Raw genomic sequence first — 18,924 nt, 5'->3', positions numbered from 1 at the left:
CTTCAAAATGGAGCGTTGTCACCGCCGGGGCTATGTCCCGCTGGAGGCCCACCATTATTAGATTGATCACCATTGTCAGAAGCGTTGTCGTTTGGTTCTCCATATGGACCCGCATCTGCAGTAGTAAGGTTTTCGAATCGAGCATATTCTTCAACAAAATACAGCGGTATGCTACCCGTGGGTCCGTTACGTTGCTTGCCAACAATAATTTCAGCCAGGCCGGTAGTAGATTGTCCTTCAGGCGTAGTTTTGATTCCGTAATATTCCGGTCGATAAATGAAGCTCACAACATCAGCATCCTGCTCAATGGATCCCGATTCCCGAAGGTCGCTAAGCTGTGGACGCTTGTCACCTCCGCGTTGCTCAACGGCGCGACTAAGCTGTGACAGGGCAACAACCGGTACATCCAATTCTTTAGCCAATGCTTTAAGTCCTCGTGATATAGAGGCAATTTCCTGCTCTCGAGTACCGTGATCTCCACTGGCCGTCATCAGTTGTAGGTAATCCACAATTACAAGACCAATATCATGTTCACTTTTGAGTCGCCGTGCTTTGGTACGCAGTTCCATAATGCTTAGGCCAGGCGTATCGTCTACAAAAATATTGGCCGTAAAAAGTCGACCCGCAGCATCAATAAGACGCTTAAAATCTTCGTCCTCTAACTGACCTGATCGGGCGCTCTGTGCATTAATTCGTCCTTCCATCGTCAGCAGACGCTGAACAAGTGACTGATTCGACATCTCCAGACTGAAAATAGCCACCTTGGTCCGCAGTTTTTCGTTTTGATGCAAAGCCGCGTTCCGTGCCGTCGTCAAAACATAGGCTGTTTTACCCATAGAGGGACGTGCGGCAATAATAATGAGGTCACCGTCTTGCCAACCGGCCGTCAACTTATCCACATCGGTGCCGGTGGGAACTCCAGTAATACCGGAGGATTTACCACGGATATCTTCCAGATAAGAGAGAGTATCTTTTAAAACATCGCCAATAGGTTGGGCCTGCGCTCGCTGTTTCGAATTGGCCAGGTCAAAAATTCGCTGCTCGGCATAATCCAGTACATCTATCGTATCAGAAGAACTGTCGTAAGCCTGCTTAATGATATCGGTGCAACCCAAAATTAAGTTACGCTTCGTTGCTTTTTCGGCAATAATTTGGGCGTGGTAATCTACGTTTGCCGCTGAGCTGACTGAGCGGGTAAGTTCAGACAAGTAGCCCGGTCCACCACAGGTATCAAGCAATCCTTTATCACGCAATTCATTTTCGACCGTAAGCAGATCAAGTGGATTATCGCGTTCGTAAAGATCGTGCAGTACCTCAAAAATATGTTGATGGGCAGGCTTGTAAAAATCATTCGGAGACAGCATCTGCAAAGCAATGGTTGCCGCTTCGTGTTCAATCAGCATGGAACCCAGCACGGCTTCTTCAACTTCTACCGCCTGAGGAGGAACGCGTCCTTCCTGATCCAATACTTTGGAATCACCTTTATTGTAATTTGATCCTTTATTTGATGCCATCCGAGAACTGATCTAAAATTATAGCGAGTTTGTATGATTTGAAGGAAATGAACAAGAGTAATTGCCATTTGTTCACGCATTCACAAGTATAATAAAAGCGTCACTCTTACCGAAGTGAAAGACCCTATATTTTTCTAAAAATTTTTAGGGTTGGCCGCCGAGTTCATCATATCTTTCGCGGAGCAGCTGAACGTCTTCCCAAGTGGGACGTTTCCATTTTTGATGACGAAGGAGTGCAGCCGGATGATAGGTGGCAAGTAACTCATATTTGCCTCGAAAATCATGGAATTGGCCACGCATTTTTGTTAAGGAAAGGTTCTTATCAAGAAGCGTTTGAGCTGCTACTTTTCCAACAGCCAAGATTAGTTTTGGTTCTATTAAATCGATTTGTCGCAATAAAAAGGGCAGACTTCGTTCGCGCTCTTCCGGCTTGGGATTGCGATTGTTGGGCGGGCGATGCTTTAGGATATTTGCGATATATACATCTTCCCGCTTAAAATCGATAGCATTCAAAATTTTGTCCAGCAGTTTACCGGCTTTACCTACAAAAGGCTCTCCTTGTTTATCTTCTTCGGCACCGGGTGCTTCGCCAATAATCATTAAATCTGCATCGGGATTTCCGACGCCAAACACCAATTGTGTTCCCTCTAAATCGGTTCGAAGCACATCCGCTTTTTGGCACAATGTTTTTAGCTCATCAAGCGAATTACACTTGTCAATGTGGTAATAGACATCGTTGGACTCATCCTTATTAAATAACCCTTCCTGTGGTGTAAAACCCTCATCTTGCTGGTTATTTCCGCTCGAGGATGATTCCTGCAGTGATGGTTCTGTTACAGCATTATTGTCGGTAGGTGTTGTTTGGGTAGCAGGAGATTCGTTCTTGGTAGATTCTTTGCTTTCAAAATCCACCGAAAAATCCCCATATAATTCACGTTCTTTTTTGATAAAAGATATTGCGTCATCAATAATATCTTTGGGATCTCGATTAGAATCAGCCATAGAATTTAATTATCCGACAAGTTCAGCTATTACTTTCTGTTCCTGTTTAGCTTCGGCCGTTAATTCTCCAATGAGGTAGCCCTCTTTTGCTCGTGCCCCCAGCCTTACCGGTAAAATTCTATTTTCGTATTGCGGATTATAGGGGATGCCAACGCGGACGTAATTGTCCGTCCAACCCAGCATCGCTCCATTCTTATTTGCTCCCTCAAATAATACCGGACGTACTTCGTCAGTAAAAGAGGTATCAAAATTAAATCGCTTTTTCTTGGAAAGCCGACGCATTTTGTGGGTTCGTTCTTTGCGCACGCTGTCCTGCACTTGGGGTTCAATATTTAAGGCATGTGTATTGGGGCGCTCGGAATAGGTGAACACATGGAGATAGGAGACGGGCAAACTATTCACAAAATCGTAAGACTCTTGAAAAAGCTCGTCGGTTTCTCCGGGATGTCCTGTAATTACATCCACTCCAATTGCGGCATCGGGCATTAATTTTTTAATAAGTTCAACTCGTTGTCGATACAGATCAGATTGATAGCGACGACGCATGAGCCCCAACATTTTATCGCTGCCGCTTTGCAGGGGCATATGAAAGTGAGGCTGTATTTTATCGGATTCGGCAGTAAAGTGGATGATCTCTTCGTGCATCAGGTTGGGTTCCACCGATGAAAACCGGATGCGTTCAAGCCCGTCAACGGTATCCAGTTCCTGCAGAAGCATAAAGAAATTTTCATCTGTACCGCGACCGAAATCACCGGCATTGACTCCCGTTACTACCACTTCTTTAAAACCTTCCTCAACCAATAATTTCGCGTTTTCAACAACAGTATTGACTTCTGGACTGCGGCTTTCGCCACGCGCCATCGGGATGGTACAAAACGAGCAGTTATAACTACAGCCGTCCTGAACTTTTAGAAAGGCCCGGGTTCGGTCATCGGCAGAAAAGGCGTTATGGAAATCGACCGCCTCATTTACATCCGAATTATAGACAATAGGTTCGGATCGTTTTTCGAAATCGTCAAAAAGTTCAAGCAGCTTGAACTTGTTTTTAGCTCCGAGAACAGCATCAACGCCGTCAATTTCAGCAATTTCTTCAGGTTCCAGCTGCGCATAACATCCTATTACCGCAACAAAGGCCTCGGGATTTCGCCGAAGGGCACGCCGCACTGTTCGCCGGCAAGTACTGTTGGCACTTTGGGTCACCGAACAGGTGTTTACAACGTAGATATCTGCTTCGTTATCGAAATCGGTGATATTATACCCCTCTTGCTCAAAGTCACGCTGAATAGCCATCGTTTCGGAGTAATTCAGCTTACAGCCAAGAGTTTTAAAGGCAACTGTTTTCATGTATTTGCAGATGAGTGAAGCTTCTGGAATAAGTTATTTATCCATATTAAGATAACTCAAAAAATACGGAATGACTGTAAAAATATCGACAATGGATTTCGTTTCGGAAACTATTTTCTTGGCTTAGTACTAAAAAGAAAGGCATAAATATGACGTTTTATGCCTTTAGACTAAAAATTTAAATTTATCCCAGGTAATGATGCCATGCGTAAATGATGATGGCTAACACAATGAAATTAAGGATGCTAATGGGAAGCATGCGTTTCCATCCCAATTTCATAACTTGGTTATACTTAAATCGGGGGATGGTCCAGCGAACCCAGATGTAGACAAATGCCCAGAAAAATGTCTTAAGGGTAAAGACGGAAATATCCAGTATCGATTTTGCCAGGGGACTCATTTCCGGCAGCCAGTACCCTGCAAAGGGCAAATGATAACCGCCAAAGAAAAAGGTAGTTATAAGCATGCTGCCAATCATCACGTGCATATATTCAGCAAGAAAGAACATGCCAAATTTCATCCCGCTGTATTCGGTGTGGAATCCACCGACCAGCTCCTGTTCGGCTTCCACCAAATCAAAAGGGGTTCGGTTTGCTTCGGCAAAAGCAGCTACAATAAATATTATCGCTCCTATAGGATTGCGAATAATATTCCACCAGACTTCTTGTGAGTTGACAACATCAATCATGCTCAATGATCCCGCAAAAAGGACACAGGAGGCAACGGCCATTCCCATTGGCAGCTCATAACTAATCATTTGTGCAGCGGCACGCAATCCTCCCAATAAGGAATATTTGCTGTTAGAAGCCCAACCGCCCAGCGTTACTCCGTATACACCAAGCGAGTTGATAGCAAGCAGGTATAAAACAGCAGCATTAATATCTGTGGCATAGAGTCCATCTCCGAAAGGTATTACGGCGACCGTCATTAGTGCGGTAATAACCGGAATCATGGGAGCTATGGCGTGAATAGTTTTAAAGCCACGAGCCGGCGTTACATCTTCTTTGAGAAGGAGTTTTACAACATCTGCGATAGGTTGCAAGAGACCAAATGGACCTACGCGATTTGGTCCAATACGATTTTGGATAGCAGCCGCAATACGCCGTTCGGCATAAACAGCAAGTGCTGCAGAGTTAAGCAGCATGAATAGGGCAACTCCTAAAACGATATATGACGTTGTTGTTACTGGTTCCATTTAAAAGTCTTATTTAAGCTTTTACTTCTTTTTGTTTGATCGGTAGTTGAACGCCGTTTTCTTCGTCCATGCGCTCGTAGGTAATATTTTGAAGCTCATTTATTGAACTACTGAGCTCAGCGAAAATCTCTCGGGAATGATTATATTCGAAATCGAGCCCCAAACGATCAGCCAACTTATTGAGAAAATCCCAAACCGGTAGGCAATCCACCTTGTTTTCTTCGCTGACCCAGTTGTCAAAGTTTGTACCAAATCGGTCCAGACGTCCTTCTGACATCTCAAGATTGAGTCGACGATTTGTGTACTTTGTTTCTTTGGCAGGGTAGGAGCGTTGAATGCGTCCATCCACATTTACATAACTGGCTGCATGTTCGGCAACACACGTTATGGGAATGACCAAGTCTGAAGCTTTGGTAGTTTTATTGTGATTAGTTGCCAGCGAAATGGTATAAGGATCATCGATATCAGAGGGGGAGAGGACTTCACGTCCAACTAAGTCATCTGATAAGATGATAACTACTTTAGCAGCTGCAACGGTAGACTGAATGGATGTATCTTCTTCCTCATCCAGTTTTATAACCCGGCATCCATTGGTATTTGGAGCCTGGTCATCAGTAATCAGAAAACCATCTCCTGCACCGGGAATTACATGCGGAGTGAATTTCGCATTTTCCACGCCCAACAGGTTAAAAAACTTATTGAAAGCGTAATTTTCTTCTACCGATGCGTGAGGACTGCCGATAATAGCAATATCACCCGGATCATTGGCTTCTAGTACCTCCGCAAAGGTCTCGATGGCATTATTCCATGAAGTATTGGATTGATTATCGCCATCAAGTTTAATGGAGGGTCGATCAACACGATTCTCGTTAAACTGTTCATATGCTTTACGTCCCTCATCGGGCATCCAGTAATCGTTGACCTCTTCATTTTGTCGAGGAGTAATACGGAGCACTTCATTATCCCGTGTCCATAAGTCAACATTACATCCTTTACCATTAGTAATATCGATGCTGGGCGTTTGATTCATCTCCCAAACACGAGCTTTAAAACGAAAATCTGTGGATGTAAGTGCTCCTACAGGGCAAATATCAACAGTGTTAAGAGAGTAGGGATCGTCAAATTCTTCGCCGGGAGCTGTGGCAGGATAATTATCGTCACCCCGTTGAACTATAGTAAGTTGATGTGTTTCGCTGATTTCTTCGGTAAAGCGCACGCATCGCGTACAGTTGATACAGCGTTCGGCATCAAGCGTAACGCGGGGTCCTAAATCAACATGCTTGGGTTTGTGCACTTTTTTTACTTCAAAGCGACTCCCTTCAGGTCCGTATTTATAGGTTTGAATTTGTAGCGGGCATTCACCGGCCTGATCACAGATTGGGCAATCCAGCGGGTGATTAACAAGGATAAATTCAAGATTATCCTTTTGTGCTCGTGCAATATCTTCGGATGTTTCTTGCGTATGCACCACCATGCCTTCTTGCAAGGGAGTAGAGCAGGAAGTTTGTGGTTTAGGGAACCAACGAATTTTTCGTTCTCCGTTTTCATCGAGCTCGAATTCGCCTGTTTCACGATCTTTAACAGGTGTTCCTACTTTGACCATACACTGCCGGCAGTTGGCAGGTATCGACATGGATGGATGATAACAGAAAAAAGGAACTTCCAATCCCTGATCCAGAATGAACTGGAGCAGCATTTCATCCTTTTCCTCATCATATTCGTAACGTTTACCGTCTATAAATACTTCTGGCATAATTTTTAGTAAATTTCAATTCACAAAACAAATTACGGCCAAGCAATTTGATACTTGTGATTTGTTATTTAAATCACGCAACTGCGTGAACAGATTTCTTGCATCGTTCTTCAAATTCGTCTCTGAAACGGTTGATAGTATGACGCACAGGCCATACTGCGGCATCGGCAAGGGCGCATATCGTTCGTCCCTCCATTTGGTTGCCAACATCAAGAAGGAGGTCAAGATCCTTCATTTCTCCTTCTCCGTCTTTTATTTTCTTCAAGACCTTTTCGAGCCATCCGGTACCGTCTCTACATGGGGTACACTGTCCGCATGACTCATGGTGGTAGAAGTGAGAAATTCTCCAAAGTACCTCTACCATATCCGTATCTTCATCCATGACAACCATGCCGGCGGTACCCATCATTGATCCGACATCTTTCAGGGAATCAGAGTTCATGGTCACGCCGTCAAGCTGGTCGGCTCTTAGTGGAGGAGTGGAAGACCCACCCGGAATGATCGCTTTAAGATCTTTGCCACCGCGTATTCCACCTGCTACATCATTAATCAAATCCAAAACCGGAACACCGGTCGGGTATTCATAAACGCCCGGTTGATTAACATGTCCTGATATTCCATAAAGAACGGGTCCCGGATGTTCTTCGGATCCAATATCACTGTACCAGTCAGCGCCGTTATTGATCACCAGCGGAACATTAGCCAGCGTTTCAATATTGTTGATAGTAGTAGGACGACCCCACAAGCCATTTTGAGCAGGGAAAGGGGGTTTGGTTCGAGGATAACCCCGCTTTCCTTCAAGCGATTCAAGCATAGCTGTTTCTTCGCCACAAATATAGGCTCCGGCACCGTAAGTCAATTCCATCTCAATAGATATATCAGTGCCCAGAATATTTTCTCCGAGGTATCCTTTTTCATAAGCCTCATCAACAGCTCCCTGGAGTATGTCTACCCAGGAAATATACTCTCCTCGGATATATACATAAATCGTATCAACAGTCATTGCGTAAGCTGCGATAAGAGCGCCTTCGATAAAAAGGTGGGGATTATATTCAAAAATCTGACGGTCTTTGAAAGTTCCCGGCTCAGATTCGTCACCATTGGCGGCTAAATAACGTGGACCGCCATCGGGATCGGGCATAAAGCTCCACTTGAGACCGGCATTAAATCCAGCACCGCCACGGCCGCGTATGTTAGCTTGTTTTACCTCTTCAGTAACACTATTTCGCGACCAGGTATCTCGATCATTAAAAATTTTCTTTAAAGCGTCATAACCACCGTTTTTCTCATATATATCAATCTTTTGCAGATTGGGAATATCAGGAATAAGCAGCGGTTCGTATGATTTCCAGTCTTGAGCCATTATTTTGAGGCAGCTTGATTTCGTTTTTCCAATTGCGGCATTCCCATTGATTCGAACTCGGGCATTTTGCCGTTTTTAAGATTCTCTAACAGGGTATTAACCTTCTCTTTGGTCAGGTTATTGACGTAAACGCCATTTGTAACCTGCAACATGGGTGCATATCCACATGCACCGAGGCATTCAACTTCCTGGATAGTAAACATGCCGTCGTCAGTTGTTTCGCCTGCTTCGATACCCAATTCTTCTTCGAGGTGATGTAAAATCTCATATCCTCCGCAAAGTTGACAACTTAGACATGTACAGACATCCAGAACAAATTTACCTTTTTCTTCTTTGTAGTACTGCGTATAAAAACTGGCTACGCCGTGTACATGAGATTTAGGAACGCCCAATGTTTCAGCAACCAAGTTTTGTACTTCCGCTTCTACATGCCCATACTTCTGCTGAGCAACCCATAAAACGCGAAGGGTAGCAGCTTTGGCTGTTGGAAACTTAGCCTTAAGCCGTTCTATTTCGTCAAGTTCTTCCTGTGTAAATGACAATTCAGCCATTAAATTATGCTATATTATGTTTCAAAAAATGGGAGTCAAATTCCCACTACGTTAGTTCTATTTATCTGCTTCTCCCAATACGGGATCCACTCCACCAATAATTACAACGGTATCAGCGACCATTTCTCCGTCAAGCATATCCTCAAGAGCCTGCAAGTTTTTAAATGAGGGAGAATTGATTTTTAATCGCCAGGGATGTCCGGTTCCATTGCTTTGGATGTAATATCCAAGTTCACCTTTAGGCCCTTCAACGGCATGATAAGCCTCAGCACCTTCGGGTGGACAAATTCCGGTATCCGTCATCATAAAGTCGTGAATCAGCCCTTCCATCGAGTAATAAACCTCGTCCTTGGAAGGATAGGCTTGTTTGGCGTTATCTGTTCTTACCGGACCTTTTGGTAGCTTATCGAGGCATTGACGGATGATACGAATACTTTCGTGCATCTCTTCCATACGCACATAATATCGTGCGAGATTGTCGCCCTCAAGACGAGTAGGAATTTCAAAATCCACCTCATCATAACGAGCATAGGGAGAGAAATCACGAAGATCATAAGCGTATCCCGATGCTCGAAGGGTAGGGCCAGTAGCCCCGATTTCTAAAGCATCTTCAGGTTTTAGGACGCCAACTTCTCGGTTTCTATCAAAGAAAATCTTGTTTCGATCGAGCAGTCCGTGAAAATCCTTGAGCTCTTGCGGAAATTCATTAACAAAATCCTTAATCATCGCAAGAGCATCATCAGTAAGGTCATTGGCCACACCACCTATGCGAGCATGGGAAATAGTAAAACGATGACCGCCAATGTTGTCAAAAATGTCGTAGAGTTTTTCACGCTCTCGGAAGGTCCAGATAAAGAATGATACCGCACCGGCATCCATTACCATGGTACCAAGCCAGAGAAGGTGAGAAGAAATACGTGCCAACTCACATCCTATCATCCGTATATAATGGGCTCGCTCGGGAACTTCAACATTTGCAATTTTTTCAACAGCAGTACAGAGCGCCACATTATTACTGTAAGGAGAGAGGTAATCCATGCGATCGGTATAGGGCATGAACTCCTGATAGGTTTTATTCTCTGCAATTTTTTCCACTCCACGGTGCAGGTAGCCGATATCGACTTTTGCCTTTTCAATAAGCTCTCCTCTCAATTGTAGGATGAGACGCAGCACTCCGTGGGTTGCAGGGTGCTGAGGACCCATATTGAGCACCATCTTGGTATTGAGCGGGTCATCATCAAGCATCTCGATGGTTGTGTGCTTATCCTCGAGAGCCTGATAGAGCTTTTTTTGATGCTCTTCAAAAAATTTTGAATCTAACTGATCGACAAGTCTTGTTTTACTCATAATAAATGCTACTCAGTGTCAGGCGTTGAATTTGGCAGTTCAATAGAGCCCGGAATGCCCAACAGTGGAAATTCTTTGCGCAATGGATAATAGTCGTAGTCTTCGGGCATATAAATACGACGAAAGTCTGGATGATTATTAAACTTCACGCCGAACATATCATAAACCTCACGCTCCATCCAGCTGGCAGATTGCCAAACATCGGTAATGGAATCCATAACGGGTTCTTCTTCGGGAAGACGCACTTTTAAGAATAGTTTTTCTCGGTTTCGTAAAGAAACGAGATTATAAACAACCTCAAAGCGATCTTCTGAAGTAAATCGGTCAATGCCAAAGATATCGTTTAGATAGATATAGTGAAGCTCTTCTTTTAGATATCGGCATATATCTACAATATTGTTAGGTTCTACGAGAATAAACGTATCTCCCGTGGATTGATAGACTTTGACAAAGCTATCCGCAAATTTCTCAGATAGCTTATCAACCGTATTTTGGAGTGTTTTAGATAATTCTAAATCCATATTAAGTATCGAGCGTTACGGAGTGTTCGGTACGAATTTTATCTTGAATTTTCATAAGGGCATGCAAGAGGGCATCGGGACGCGGCGGACAGCCGGAGATATAAGCATCTACCGGTAGAAAATTGTCACAACCCTGTACTACGCCATAGCAACGATGCATGCCACCTGTTGAGGCGCAAGCACCCATGGCAATACACCACTTTGGGTCGGGCATCTGATCCCAGATACGACGAATGGCGTGAGCCATTTTGTAGTTTACCCACCCTGCAACAATCATAACATCGCTCTGGCGCGGTGAAAACCGCATAACCTCAGAACCAAAACGAGCAGCGTCGTATTTAGGGCCGGCAAAAGCCATCATCTCAATGGCGCAACAGGCCAATCCCATTGGCATAGGCCAGGCAGCATTTGATCGTGCCCAATTTGTAAGTGCATCAACTTTTGTGGTGAGAAAACCGTCACCGAGTGAACTTTCAATACCCATAAGTGTACAGGCTAAATTTGATTAATTAAACATTCCTTGCTTCGCATCCCAATCGAGTGTGCCCACTTTAATAGTGTAAAGCAGACCTACAAAGAGGATAAGAATAAATACAACCATGGCAACAATCGTTCCTACACCGTATTCGAGAAAGTTAACTGCCCATGGATAGATAAATACAACTTCGAGATCGAATACGATAAATTCCATTGCTACCAAATAGAAAGCAATAGAGTAGCGGTCGGCCGCATCGCCAACAGGGTCCATACCACTTTCATAAGGATCGAGCTTATTTTTGTTTGGACGAAACGGTCCCAATAGACGAGATAAACTCATCAAAACAATGGCCAGAACAACGGCAACTCCAGCTATAATTAAAATTGGTAAATAATTCTCAAACATCGGTTCGTAGATTAATTTTGGTCAGTCGGAAATTAGTGGCAATGGGTCGTAATGTCAATGAAATTTAGGCAAAGAATATAGGACATCTCGATTTGAAAACATATAATTTCAGGGCACCTTTCTTATTTAAAATGAGTATACATAGTTGATGGTCTTTAGCCTTGGTCAAGCTACCTTAGCAAGTGGAATGTATAAGCGCGCCTGCCGGTATTTCTTTGCGAATATCGTTGTATTTTTTAACGGCTTTTTCTGTCTCTAATATATAAAATGTTACCCCTTTTTCTTTAAATAAATCAGTTGTTTCTTCACAAACTCCCAGTCGTTTATAAAATCCCTTGGAAAGGACGATTGCCTGTGCCCCTTTAGTTATTAGTTCTTCAACATCAGCTGGTTGAATGCCGGGATTATGATGGGTACCAGTTTCATTCCAATCCCACTCGCGCGAACCACCGGGGAAAAGTTTTGCATCTTTGTATATACTTCCGTCACTTGTTTTGATGTTACCCCATTTAATGGAATTTATTTTCGGAGATTCTTTTTTAGTATCCATAACAAAGTAATATCAGTTGATCTTCATTTTATCAAACATTTAGCTCGAAAAATACGTTTATTAAACCTGGTTCTAAAGTTTACGGGTACCGTAAAAATCAGTAAATTTACTTGCTATATTTTTAATACTAATAATTAAAAGAAAACGATTTACCATTGGATAAAGTCAAGATGGACATATTAGGGCTTTCTACAAGCCCAAGCAGCGGTGGAGCATATGCGCTAATTTTAAATGAAGTGGACGGTAACCGAAGGTTGCCTATCATTATTGGCACGTTTGAAGCTCAGGCCATTGCATTGGAGCTGGAACATATTAAGCCCCCGCGCCCTATGACGCATGATTTATTGAAAAATATGATCCAGAATTTTGGGTCGAATGTGCAACAGGTTTTTATAAATGATTTAAGTGAAGGTACGTTCTTTGCAAAAATTATTTACGAAGATAATGGTCAGAAGATGGAGCAGGATGCACGTCCCAGTGATGCTATTGCCTTGGCTGTTCGTTTTGATGCTTCAATATATGTGGCAAGTGAAATCTTAGAAGAAGCCGGCATTGTCTCAGAGGGGGAATCAAGCGGAGATTTAACGACCAGTTCGCAATCTCAGGATCAGCCCAAAGAGATGAGCAAGTTAGAACGCCTTGAAAACGAGCTACAAACGGCTATTGATACTGAAAACTATGAAAAAGCTGCTCGGCTTCGGGACGAAATCCAAAAACTTAAAGGATAGGGTCATTGCAGGTAACCAATTACTCTTTTGAGGATCTTCCATTTTCGAAGCTTTTTAAAACTTATGTTCACAGCTTTGATGAGGTAAGTAAGTTTTTTGAGGCTGATCCATTTGATCGGGAAGCTATTTCACAAAAAATAGATAATTTTGCCTTTCAGGGTAATAGGGAGCAGGCTGCTTCCATTTTATCTGCCTTAAATAAGCAGTTTGATGTCCATGAGGCGGCAATCCGTAATATTGAGCGCCTCGAAAAAGAAAATGCATTGGCTGTTGTTACCGGTCAACAGTTGGGAGTGTATGGTGGGCCGCTATATACGGTGTTAAAAACAATAAGCACTATTCATATCGCCAATAAGCTCGAAAAAGAATTCGATCGTCCGGTTATTCCTGTGTTTTGGCTTGCTGATGAGGATCACGATTATGATGAGGTTCGCAAGCTCACCATTATTGAGGAGGATGAATCCAAAACCTTTTCTCTTCCGCCCAAAAATAACCATCTACCTACCGTTGCCGATTTATCACTTCCCGATGAATTGTCGGACATGCGAGATCAGCTTAAGGAGTCTTTATATGATACTGATTTTTCAAATGATCTCTGGGAGTTGCTGGATGAATCTTTTAAAAAAGGGCACTCATTTTATAAAGCATTTGGACTATTTATAAGTCGACTATTTTCGAAGCACGGCTTGGTATTGGCCGGCAGCAATCATCCGGATGTCAAAGCCGCTACGGGCCAATATCTTAAAGCATCTATTGATAAAGCGGATAAGATTCGAGATCAGCTCGAAAAGAAAAGTGCGGATCTTGCTGAGGATTATCATCAGCAAGTTACCCTCTATGATTCTAACCTTTTCTATCTTGGTGATAAAACCGGCCGCACAAAGATAAGTCGCAATGGAAATAGCTGGAAAACCGATGGAAGTATTGAGTGGAGTACAGCTCAACTTGTGGATGAAATTGAGGCTCATCCTGATCGCTTTTCTCCCAATGTATTTTTACGACCCATTTTACAGGATGCCCTGTTACCGACGATCGGCTACGTTGCAGGTCCGGGGGAAGCAGCATATTACGGACAAATGAAAGGCATGTATCGATGTTTTGATATGGATATGCCAATTATCTTTCCCCGGATGAGTGCCACGTTGGTTGAACCGGCCATTGATCGTATTATTGGAGAACTTCCGTTTGAATTTCATGAATATGGTAAACGGATTGAAGATCTGGAATCCGATTATGTCGACAGGACTGATCAGTATGATATTGAAGCTATATTTGAAGAGTGGCAAGCTCGGGTTGAGGAGATATCAGATGACAAAAAGAAAGATATCGCGGATATAGATTCTACACTAGAGGCGTCAGCTGAAAAAGCAACGTCTGTCTATATAAATGAGTTGAATAAATTAAAGGGTAAAGTTTACCGCTCAGTTAAAAAGCAGGACCAAACACAGTTAGATCGAATTCGAAGAATCAAAGCTAATCTGTTTCCGGGAGATGGTCTACAAGAGCGAACAGTAGCCGGAATATTTTTTATGAATAAATACGGTATTGATATCTGGGATAAACTTTTGAATAGTCTTGACCCAGATGAGGAGTTTGATCATCATAAATTAGTTTATCTATAGTTTTGGATATCAATCAAAAGAAAGAAGAGTTACGGCGGCAGTTATTAGAACAACGAAAATCTATTGCCGCACCTGCATTCTATGGTGCTTCTGCGGATATCATTGAAGAGTTGAAAGAGCAGAAAGAGTTCCGAGATGCTGGTACAATCCATAGCTATGTGTCGATGAATGAGCGCCGAGAGGTTGAAACGCGTGTACTCATTAAAGAAATGATTGCGAGAGGTCGGGACGTTGTAGTACCGGTGACAGATTTTCAAAGTAGAACTCTTACACACCTCCTGTTAAAATCATTTTCCGATCTCAAAGAAAACCGATGGGGCGTCATGGAACCAGCGAAAGGGGAGGAGGTTGCTCCGGAAGAAATTGATCTTGTGATCGTCCCCATGGTAGGAGGAGATGAGCAGTGTAACCGCATTGGATATGGAGAAGGATTCTATGATCGCTTTTTAAAAGATGTTCGATGTCCCAAAATAGGACTGTCTTTTGATTGTACTATTGTAGAACAGCTACCAACTGAGCATTATGATATATCGTTGGATAAAATTATTACCGAAAAGCGTATATTGACTACAGAATAATTAGCTTGCTTATAGTGTAACACAGCCTATATTTATACGTAATACTTGCTGTTAACAAGATAAAAATGGGCATTAACTTATGGCAGATTATATGAAACAGCGGACCAAGCAACAGCATTCTGATTCTTTACTGGACTTTGAGGCTCATGAACTTCAGGCCACGATGCATGAGTTTCTCGAAGATGAGAAGAAGTCAAACACGAATATCTGGAATTTCTCAACAATTGCAGGTATTGCGATGTTCTTCGTAGGGATCATCTTTATTATTCAAACATTAGGATTGTCAATCGGCCCTGATGTTTCCGGACTTATTGAAATGTTGCCGCTCATAGGGGGAGTTATCGTCACAATGGTTGGATTTGGATATTTTGTGGGAGACAAAAAGAAGTCCAAGAAGAATCAATCTTCTAAAAGTTATGATTTCGATTATGACTTTGGGCAGTCAGAAAGTCAAGATACCGAAGAAGACTTTACCTTGAATAATGATTTGGGTTCAAAAAGCAAGAGCAAGAATAAGAAGAAAAGTTCCTCTTCGGATAGTAAGTCGCAATTTGATAGTTATGCTTTCAAGCAGACCAAAAAGCTGTATAAATCCCGAACGAATAAAAAGATAGCGGGCGTTTGTGGTGGATTGGGAAAATACTTTGGAATTAGTGCCGGAGTGATACGAGCATTATTTATTATCACGTTATTTGCAGGTGGTGGAACTTCACTGCTTATCTATATTGCTCTCGCTATAGCGTTGGACAAAGAGCCTCCCGAAATGATGGATGACTTCGAATTTTAGCATTTCTGTAGGAATAAATACTTCATTTATAAAACAAGTTCGTTGAATCTTAGATGATTCTTATATTTAGAAAACAATTTTATTTGAATATAAAATGAGATGACGTGTTTATAACCTTTGAAGGGATTGATGGAAGTGGCAAATCTACCCAGATAGAAAAACTACGGAACCGCCTTGAAGAGAAAGGAGCGCTCGTTGATGTGTACAGAGATCCCGGTGGTCCGGTAGTTTCGGAACAGATCAGGGAGATATTACTTAATCCCGATTTTGAAATTAATTCCGTAACAGAGCTTCTGTTGTTTTCTGCAGCACGTTCTCAATTGATGGCAGAAAATGTTTTGCCAGGTCTCAAAGAAGGAAAAGTTGTTATTTTAGATCGTTTTTTTGATTCAACAACGGCCTATCAGGGATATGGAAGAGAATCAGTTTCCCTTCAGGAGATTCATAACCTTAATACCATTGCCAGCCATAAAAGAAAGCCGGATGTAACTATTTACATGAAATTATCATTAACTGATGCCAAGCAAAGAATGGCAAAAATAAAGGATAGAATGGAGCTGTCTGGAGACGAGTTTTTTGAAAAGGTGATTGCCGGATATAATAAATTAGCGGATCGTGAAGATCGTTTTTTTACAGTTGACGCAACAGAACCCGTTTCCAAAGTACATAAGCGAATTTGGAAACATATTAAAAAAAGGTACGAATATTAGGCAGCAATTCTGTTAAGGATTTTATATTTGGCGGTGAGGAGAGATATTATCTAAATGTATATCTTATATGAGTAATAATTTGGGGATGGGGACTCTCAATGCAGAAAATATAATCTCTGATAAAAATTGCGATTCAAACTTAAGTGCGAAACTTATTGCTGAAAACAGATAAAATGTTTATCTTTATCGCATTGTGGATTAACCTTACTACAAAATTGAAAATCTCCTTAGATTATCTTTCAATTTTTAATTTTAACCAACTCTGAAGTATAAATTATGGCGCACGAAAGAATTGAAGTTGACCTGCCTCTAGCCAAAGTCTATGAATACTTAAGTGATCCCACTTACTTTCCTCACTTCTTTGAACGAATTGAAAAAGTCAACAAGATAAATTCTCAGACATTTGAATATTCCACAACACTTGGTGGCGAAAATTTCGAATGGACAACCAATATCATTGATGATTTACGAAACACTCGTTTTGCTTGGATTACTATCAATGGTAATCTAAACCAAACCGGAACGATTCGTTTTACACCACTGGATAATGGAGAACGTACACGTGTCGATTTCAGCCTCGATTACCGAACATTCTATGGCGAGCCGGGCGAAGAGTTAGCCAAATTTATTAAGGGACTGCCTGCTCAAATAAAAAAAGATCTCCAGCGCTTTAAGGATGAAGCTGAAGATGGTACTTTTAAGCAAAAGGCTGATGATACCCTTGCAAAAATTGAAGAAGAGGAAGCAGAAGCTGAGGCTAAAGCAGAAGCTGAAGAAGAAGCAGCAGAATAATTAATAGCATATTTTAAAACTTTTAAATGCGCACTGTGAAGTGCGCATTTTTTTTGTCTGTGAAATGTATGACCCTTTCTCAATTTGTACAGAGTTCCGAAAGTGATCGGCCTCATTATTTGCTCCTTGGACACCCGGTAGAGCATAGTTGGTCTCCCTTAATGCATAATATTGCTTTGCAGCACTATGATATTGAGGCAGAGTATCATGCAATAGATGTTCAAAATGATGAGCTTACTGATTTAGCTTCTTTTTTAAATAGTGATCTCTTTTTGGGGGCCAACGTTACTATTCCCTACAAGCAGTCGATCGCAGATTATATGGATAATATCGACATTTCAGCTCGAGAAATTGGTGCAATTAATACGATTGTTAAAAATGAATATCAGCTAGAGGGATATAATACGGACTATGCCGGGTTTATAGAGCCCCTGCAACCATATGAATATGAGCTGAATGGGGCATCGGCTGTAATTTTTGGAACGGGAGGAGCAGCTCGTGCCATTGTGTATGGATTAGCTGAAATGGGCATGGAGGAATTATTTTTAGTATCACGTACACCAAGTCGGATTACTTCATACCGTGATAATCGCCAAGTTCAAATTGTATCTTATGATAACTGGACCTCATTTGCAGAGGAGGCATTGCTGATTGTAAATGCTACTCCCTTGGGAATGCATCCCAAAATTAATTCATCACCGATTCGTGATCAGGAGAAACAATATCTTGAGGCAAAAATATGTTATGATATTGTATATAATCCTGTTGAAACTAAATTCTTAAAACAAGCTTTAAAAGTCGGAGCCCAAACGATTGATGGATTGGAGATGTTAATCCAGCAGGGCAGTAAATCCTTTAAATTGTGGACCGGTCATCCGTTTCCCGTTAATATTGTACGAGATACCCTTTATGGAAAACTTGAAAACTGAATTTTCTGTTATTGTTCCTCAGATTTCACAAGAGGATAAAGATATACGAGCTTGGTTTACACTCAAAAACCCGGAGTTCCAGCGTCCTGGTCAAGCCATTGCAGGATTGAATATGGGTTTTAATACCTCAGAGAAAAAGGAACAGGTTGCCCAAAATAGATTAGCTTTACTCAATAGTTTAAATATAGATTCCGATTGGGTGGCATACGCTGATCAAGTGCATAGCAATAGAGTTCAATTTGTTACTGAAGGAGGGACATATCCTTCAACAGATGGATTGGTTACAAAAGTGCCGGGCTTAACGCTTGCCATCCAGGTGGCCGATTGTGCTGCGGTATTGTTGTGGGATGCCAAAAATAAGGTGATAGCAGCGCTGCATGCCGGTTGGCGGGGAGCTGTTGGAGATATTATTACCAATGGAATCCAAAAGATGAAAGCACAGGGAGCAGATCCATCAAAAATAAAGGCATTTGTTGGACCCTGTATTTCGATAAAGAATTTTGAAGTTGGGATGGAAGTTGCGGAACAGTTTCCCGATCAGTTTGTGAATTATACCGACTTTGAAAAGCCCCATGTCGATTTAAAGAACTTTATTAAGCACCAGCTTGTGAATCATGGTATATCCGATAATCAGATAGAATTACGAGAGGAATGTACCATCAGCGAAGCAGATAAATTTTATTCTTATCGCAGAGAAGCTAATAAGAGCGGACGGATGTTAGCACTAATCCAAATCACAGAATGAGCAGCTGAAT

Annotated in this window: 20 protein-coding genes; 8 read left to right on the top strand and 12 right to left on the bottom strand. The window is 42.0% G+C overall.

Features of this window, described 5'->3' with window-relative positions; genetic code table 11:
• Positions 1–2: 2 nt before the first annotated feature.
• The 12 genes from dnaB to U5J89_RS08120 form a co-directional block, all read right to left on the bottom strand.
• On the bottom strand, positions 3–1,514 hold the full coding sequence (gene dnaB, locus U5J89_RS08175; protein ID WP_322575120.1) for a replicative DNA helicase: 1,512 nt from the start codon (positions 1,512–1,514) through the stop codon (positions 3–5).
• A gap of 144 nt (positions 1,515–1,658) precedes the next feature.
• Positions 1,659–2,516: a uracil-DNA glycosylase gene (locus U5J89_RS08170; protein WP_322575119.1), complete on the bottom strand. Its 858-nt coding sequence runs from the start codon at positions 2,514–2,516 to the stop codon at positions 1,659–1,661.
• Between the two features lie 9 nt (positions 2,517–2,525).
• Positions 2,526–3,860, bottom strand: coding sequence for a tRNA (N(6)-L-threonylcarbamoyladenosine(37)-C(2))-methylthiotransferase MtaB (gene mtaB / locus U5J89_RS08165; RefSeq protein ID WP_322575118.1), 1,335 nt, complete (start codon positions 3,858–3,860; stop codon positions 2,526–2,528).
• Positions 3,861–4,044: 184 nt separating this feature from the next.
• The gene (nuoH, locus tag U5J89_RS08160) at positions 4,045–5,055 is read right to left on the bottom strand and encodes an NADH-quinone oxidoreductase subunit NuoH (RefSeq protein WP_322575117.1); all 1,011 of its coding nucleotides are present in this window, start codon (positions 5,053–5,055) and stop codon (positions 4,045–4,047) included.
• 13 nt (positions 5,056–5,068) lie between these two features.
• Positions 5,069–6,808, bottom strand: coding sequence for a molybdopterin-dependent oxidoreductase (locus tag U5J89_RS08155; protein WP_322575116.1), 1,740 nt, complete (start codon positions 6,806–6,808; stop codon positions 5,069–5,071).
• A gap of 73 nt (positions 6,809–6,881) precedes the next feature.
• Positions 6,882–8,171, bottom strand: a complete 1,290-nt coding sequence (nuoF, locus tag U5J89_RS08150; protein ID WP_322575115.1) for an NADH-quinone oxidoreductase subunit NuoF — start codon at positions 8,169–8,171, stop codon at positions 6,882–6,884.
• Positions 8,171–8,722, bottom strand: a complete 552-nt coding sequence (locus U5J89_RS08145) for an NAD(P)H-dependent oxidoreductase subunit E (protein WP_322575114.1) — start codon at positions 8,720–8,722, stop codon at positions 8,171–8,173. Before U5J89_RS08145 ends, nuoF begins: the two co-directional genes overlap by 1 nt.
• A gap of 57 nt (positions 8,723–8,779) precedes the next feature.
• Complete coding sequence (nuoD, locus tag U5J89_RS08140; RefSeq protein ID WP_322575113.1) at positions 8,780–10,069, bottom strand: NADH dehydrogenase (quinone) subunit D; 1,290 nt, start codon at positions 10,067–10,069, stop codon at positions 8,780–8,782.
• Between the two features lie 8 nt (positions 10,070–10,077).
• Entirely contained in the window at positions 10,078–10,590 is a 513-nt protein-coding gene (locus tag U5J89_RS08135; protein WP_322575112.1) for an NADH-quinone oxidoreductase subunit C, read from the bottom strand.
• Between the two features lies 1 nt (position 10,591).
• Entirely contained in the window at positions 10,592–11,074 is a 483-nt protein-coding gene (locus U5J89_RS08130; protein ID WP_322575111.1) for an NADH-quinone oxidoreductase subunit NuoB, read from the bottom strand.
• 21 nt (positions 11,075–11,095) lie between these two features.
• Positions 11,096–11,473, bottom strand: coding sequence for an NADH-quinone oxidoreductase subunit A (locus U5J89_RS08125; RefSeq protein WP_322575110.1), 378 nt, complete (start codon positions 11,471–11,473; stop codon positions 11,096–11,098).
• Between the two features lie 175 nt (positions 11,474–11,648).
• The gene (locus U5J89_RS08120; RefSeq protein WP_322575109.1) at positions 11,649–12,023 is read right to left on the bottom strand and encodes an Mth938-like domain-containing protein; all 375 of its coding nucleotides are present in this window, start codon (positions 12,021–12,023) and stop codon (positions 11,649–11,651) included.
• A 155-nt stretch (positions 12,024–12,178) separates the two neighbouring features.
• On the opposite strand from U5J89_RS08120, the gene U5J89_RS08115 reads away from it, so the two are divergent.
• The 8 genes from U5J89_RS08115 (at position 12,179) to pgeF (ending at position 18,914) form a co-directional block, all read left to right on the top strand.
• Positions 12,179–12,751, top strand: a complete 573-nt coding sequence (locus U5J89_RS08115; RefSeq protein ID WP_322575108.1) for a bifunctional nuclease family protein — start codon at positions 12,179–12,181, stop codon at positions 12,749–12,751.
• Positions 12,752–12,756: 5 nt separating this feature from the next.
• A complete protein-coding gene (gene bshC, locus U5J89_RS08110; RefSeq protein ID WP_322575107.1) occupies positions 12,757–14,373 on the top strand; it encodes a bacillithiol biosynthesis cysteine-adding enzyme BshC in 1,617 nt (538 codons plus the stop codon).
• 2 nt (positions 14,374–14,375) lie between these two features.
• Positions 14,376–14,951 (top strand): 5-formyltetrahydrofolate cyclo-ligase, encoded by a 576-nt coding sequence (locus U5J89_RS08105; RefSeq protein ID WP_322575106.1) that lies wholly within the window; start codon positions 14,376–14,378, stop codon positions 14,949–14,951.
• Between the two features lie 79 nt (positions 14,952–15,030).
• The gene (locus tag U5J89_RS08100) at positions 15,031–15,738 is read left to right on the top strand and encodes a PspC domain-containing protein (protein ID WP_322575105.1); all 708 of its coding nucleotides are present in this window, start codon (positions 15,031–15,033) and stop codon (positions 15,736–15,738) included.
• 104 nt (positions 15,739–15,842) lie between these two features.
• Positions 15,843–16,448 carry a dTMP kinase gene (gene tmk, locus U5J89_RS08095; RefSeq protein WP_322575104.1) on the top strand — a complete coding sequence of 202 codons (606 nt, stop codon included), beginning with the start codon at positions 15,843–15,845 and terminating at the stop codon, positions 16,446–16,448.
• 276 nt (positions 16,449–16,724) lie between these two features.
• Complete coding sequence (locus tag U5J89_RS08090; protein ID WP_322575103.1) at positions 16,725–17,240, top strand: SRPBCC family protein; 516 nt, start codon at positions 16,725–16,727, stop codon at positions 17,238–17,240.
• 68 nt (positions 17,241–17,308) lie between these two features.
• Complete coding sequence (locus tag U5J89_RS08085) at positions 17,309–18,169, top strand: shikimate dehydrogenase (RefSeq protein WP_322575102.1); 861 nt, start codon at positions 17,309–17,311, stop codon at positions 18,167–18,169.
• Positions 18,150–18,914: a peptidoglycan editing factor PgeF gene (gene pgeF / locus U5J89_RS08080; RefSeq protein ID WP_322575101.1), complete on the top strand. Its 765-nt coding sequence runs from the start codon at positions 18,150–18,152 to the stop codon at positions 18,912–18,914. The genes U5J89_RS08085 and pgeF overlap by 20 nt, the downstream gene beginning before the upstream one ends.
• The last annotated feature ends 10 nt before the right edge of the window (positions 18,915–18,924 follow it).

Source organism: Fodinibius sp. (genome assembly GCF_034521915.1).
GTDB lineage: Bacteria > Bacteroidota > Rhodothermia > Balneolales > Balneolaceae > Fodinibius.
This window is presented reverse-complemented; position numbering and strand designations above follow the sequence as displayed.

What these genes read in the sequence shown, in the direction of transcription:
- dnaB (WP_322575120.1), bottom strand. Translation starts at nt 1,514, where the DNA reads ATGGCATCAAATAAAGGATCAAATTACAATAAAGGTGATTCCAAAGTA.
- U5J89_RS08170 (WP_322575119.1), bottom strand. Translation starts at nt 2,516, where the DNA reads ATGGCTGATTCTAATCGAGATCCCAAAGATATTATTGATGACGCAATA.
- mtaB (WP_322575118.1), bottom strand. Translation starts at nt 3,860, where the DNA reads ATGAAAACAGTTGCCTTTAAAACTCTTGGCTGTAAGCTGAATTACTCC.
- nuoH (WP_322575117.1), bottom strand. Translation starts at nt 5,055, where the DNA reads ATGGAACCAGTAACAACAACGTCATATATCGTTTTAGGAGTTGCCCTA.
- U5J89_RS08155 (WP_322575116.1), bottom strand. Translation starts at nt 6,808, where the DNA reads ATGCCAGAAGTATTTATAGACGGTAAACGTTACGAATATGATGAGGAA.
- nuoF (WP_322575115.1), bottom strand. Translation starts at nt 8,171, where the DNA reads ATGGCTCAAGACTGGAAATCATACGAACCGCTGCTTATTCCTGATATT.
- U5J89_RS08145 (WP_322575114.1), bottom strand. Translation starts at nt 8,722, where the DNA reads ATGGCTGAATTGTCATTTACACAGGAAGAACTTGACGAAATAGAACGG.
- nuoD (WP_322575113.1), bottom strand. Translation starts at nt 10,069, where the DNA reads ATGAGTAAAACAAGACTTGTCGATCAGTTAGATTCAAAATTTTTTGAA.
- U5J89_RS08135 (WP_322575112.1), bottom strand. Translation starts at nt 10,590, where the DNA reads ATGGATTTAGAATTATCTAAAACACTCCAAAATACGGTTGATAAGCTA.
- U5J89_RS08130 (WP_322575111.1), bottom strand. Translation starts at nt 11,074, where the DNA reads ATGGGTATTGAAAGTTCACTCGGTGACGGTTTTCTCACCACAAAAGTT.
- U5J89_RS08125 (WP_322575110.1), bottom strand. Translation starts at nt 11,473, where the DNA reads ATGTTTGAGAATTATTTACCAATTTTAATTATAGCTGGAGTTGCCGTT.
- U5J89_RS08120 (WP_322575109.1), bottom strand. Translation starts at nt 12,023, where the DNA reads ATGGATACTAAAAAAGAATCTCCGAAAATAAATTCCATTAAATGGGGT.
- U5J89_RS08100 (WP_322575105.1), top strand. Translation starts at nt 15,031, where the DNA reads ATGGCAGATTATATGAAACAGCGGACCAAGCAACAGCATTCTGATTCT.
- U5J89_RS08090 (WP_322575103.1), top strand. Translation starts at nt 16,725, where the DNA reads ATGGCGCACGAAAGAATTGAAGTTGACCTGCCTCTAGCCAAAGTCTAT.
- U5J89_RS08085 (WP_322575102.1), top strand. Translation starts at nt 17,309, where the DNA reads ATGACCCTTTCTCAATTTGTACAGAGTTCCGAAAGTGATCGGCCTCAT.
- pgeF (WP_322575101.1), top strand. Translation starts at nt 18,150, where the DNA reads ATGGAAAACTTGAAAACTGAATTTTCTGTTATTGTTCCTCAGATTTCA.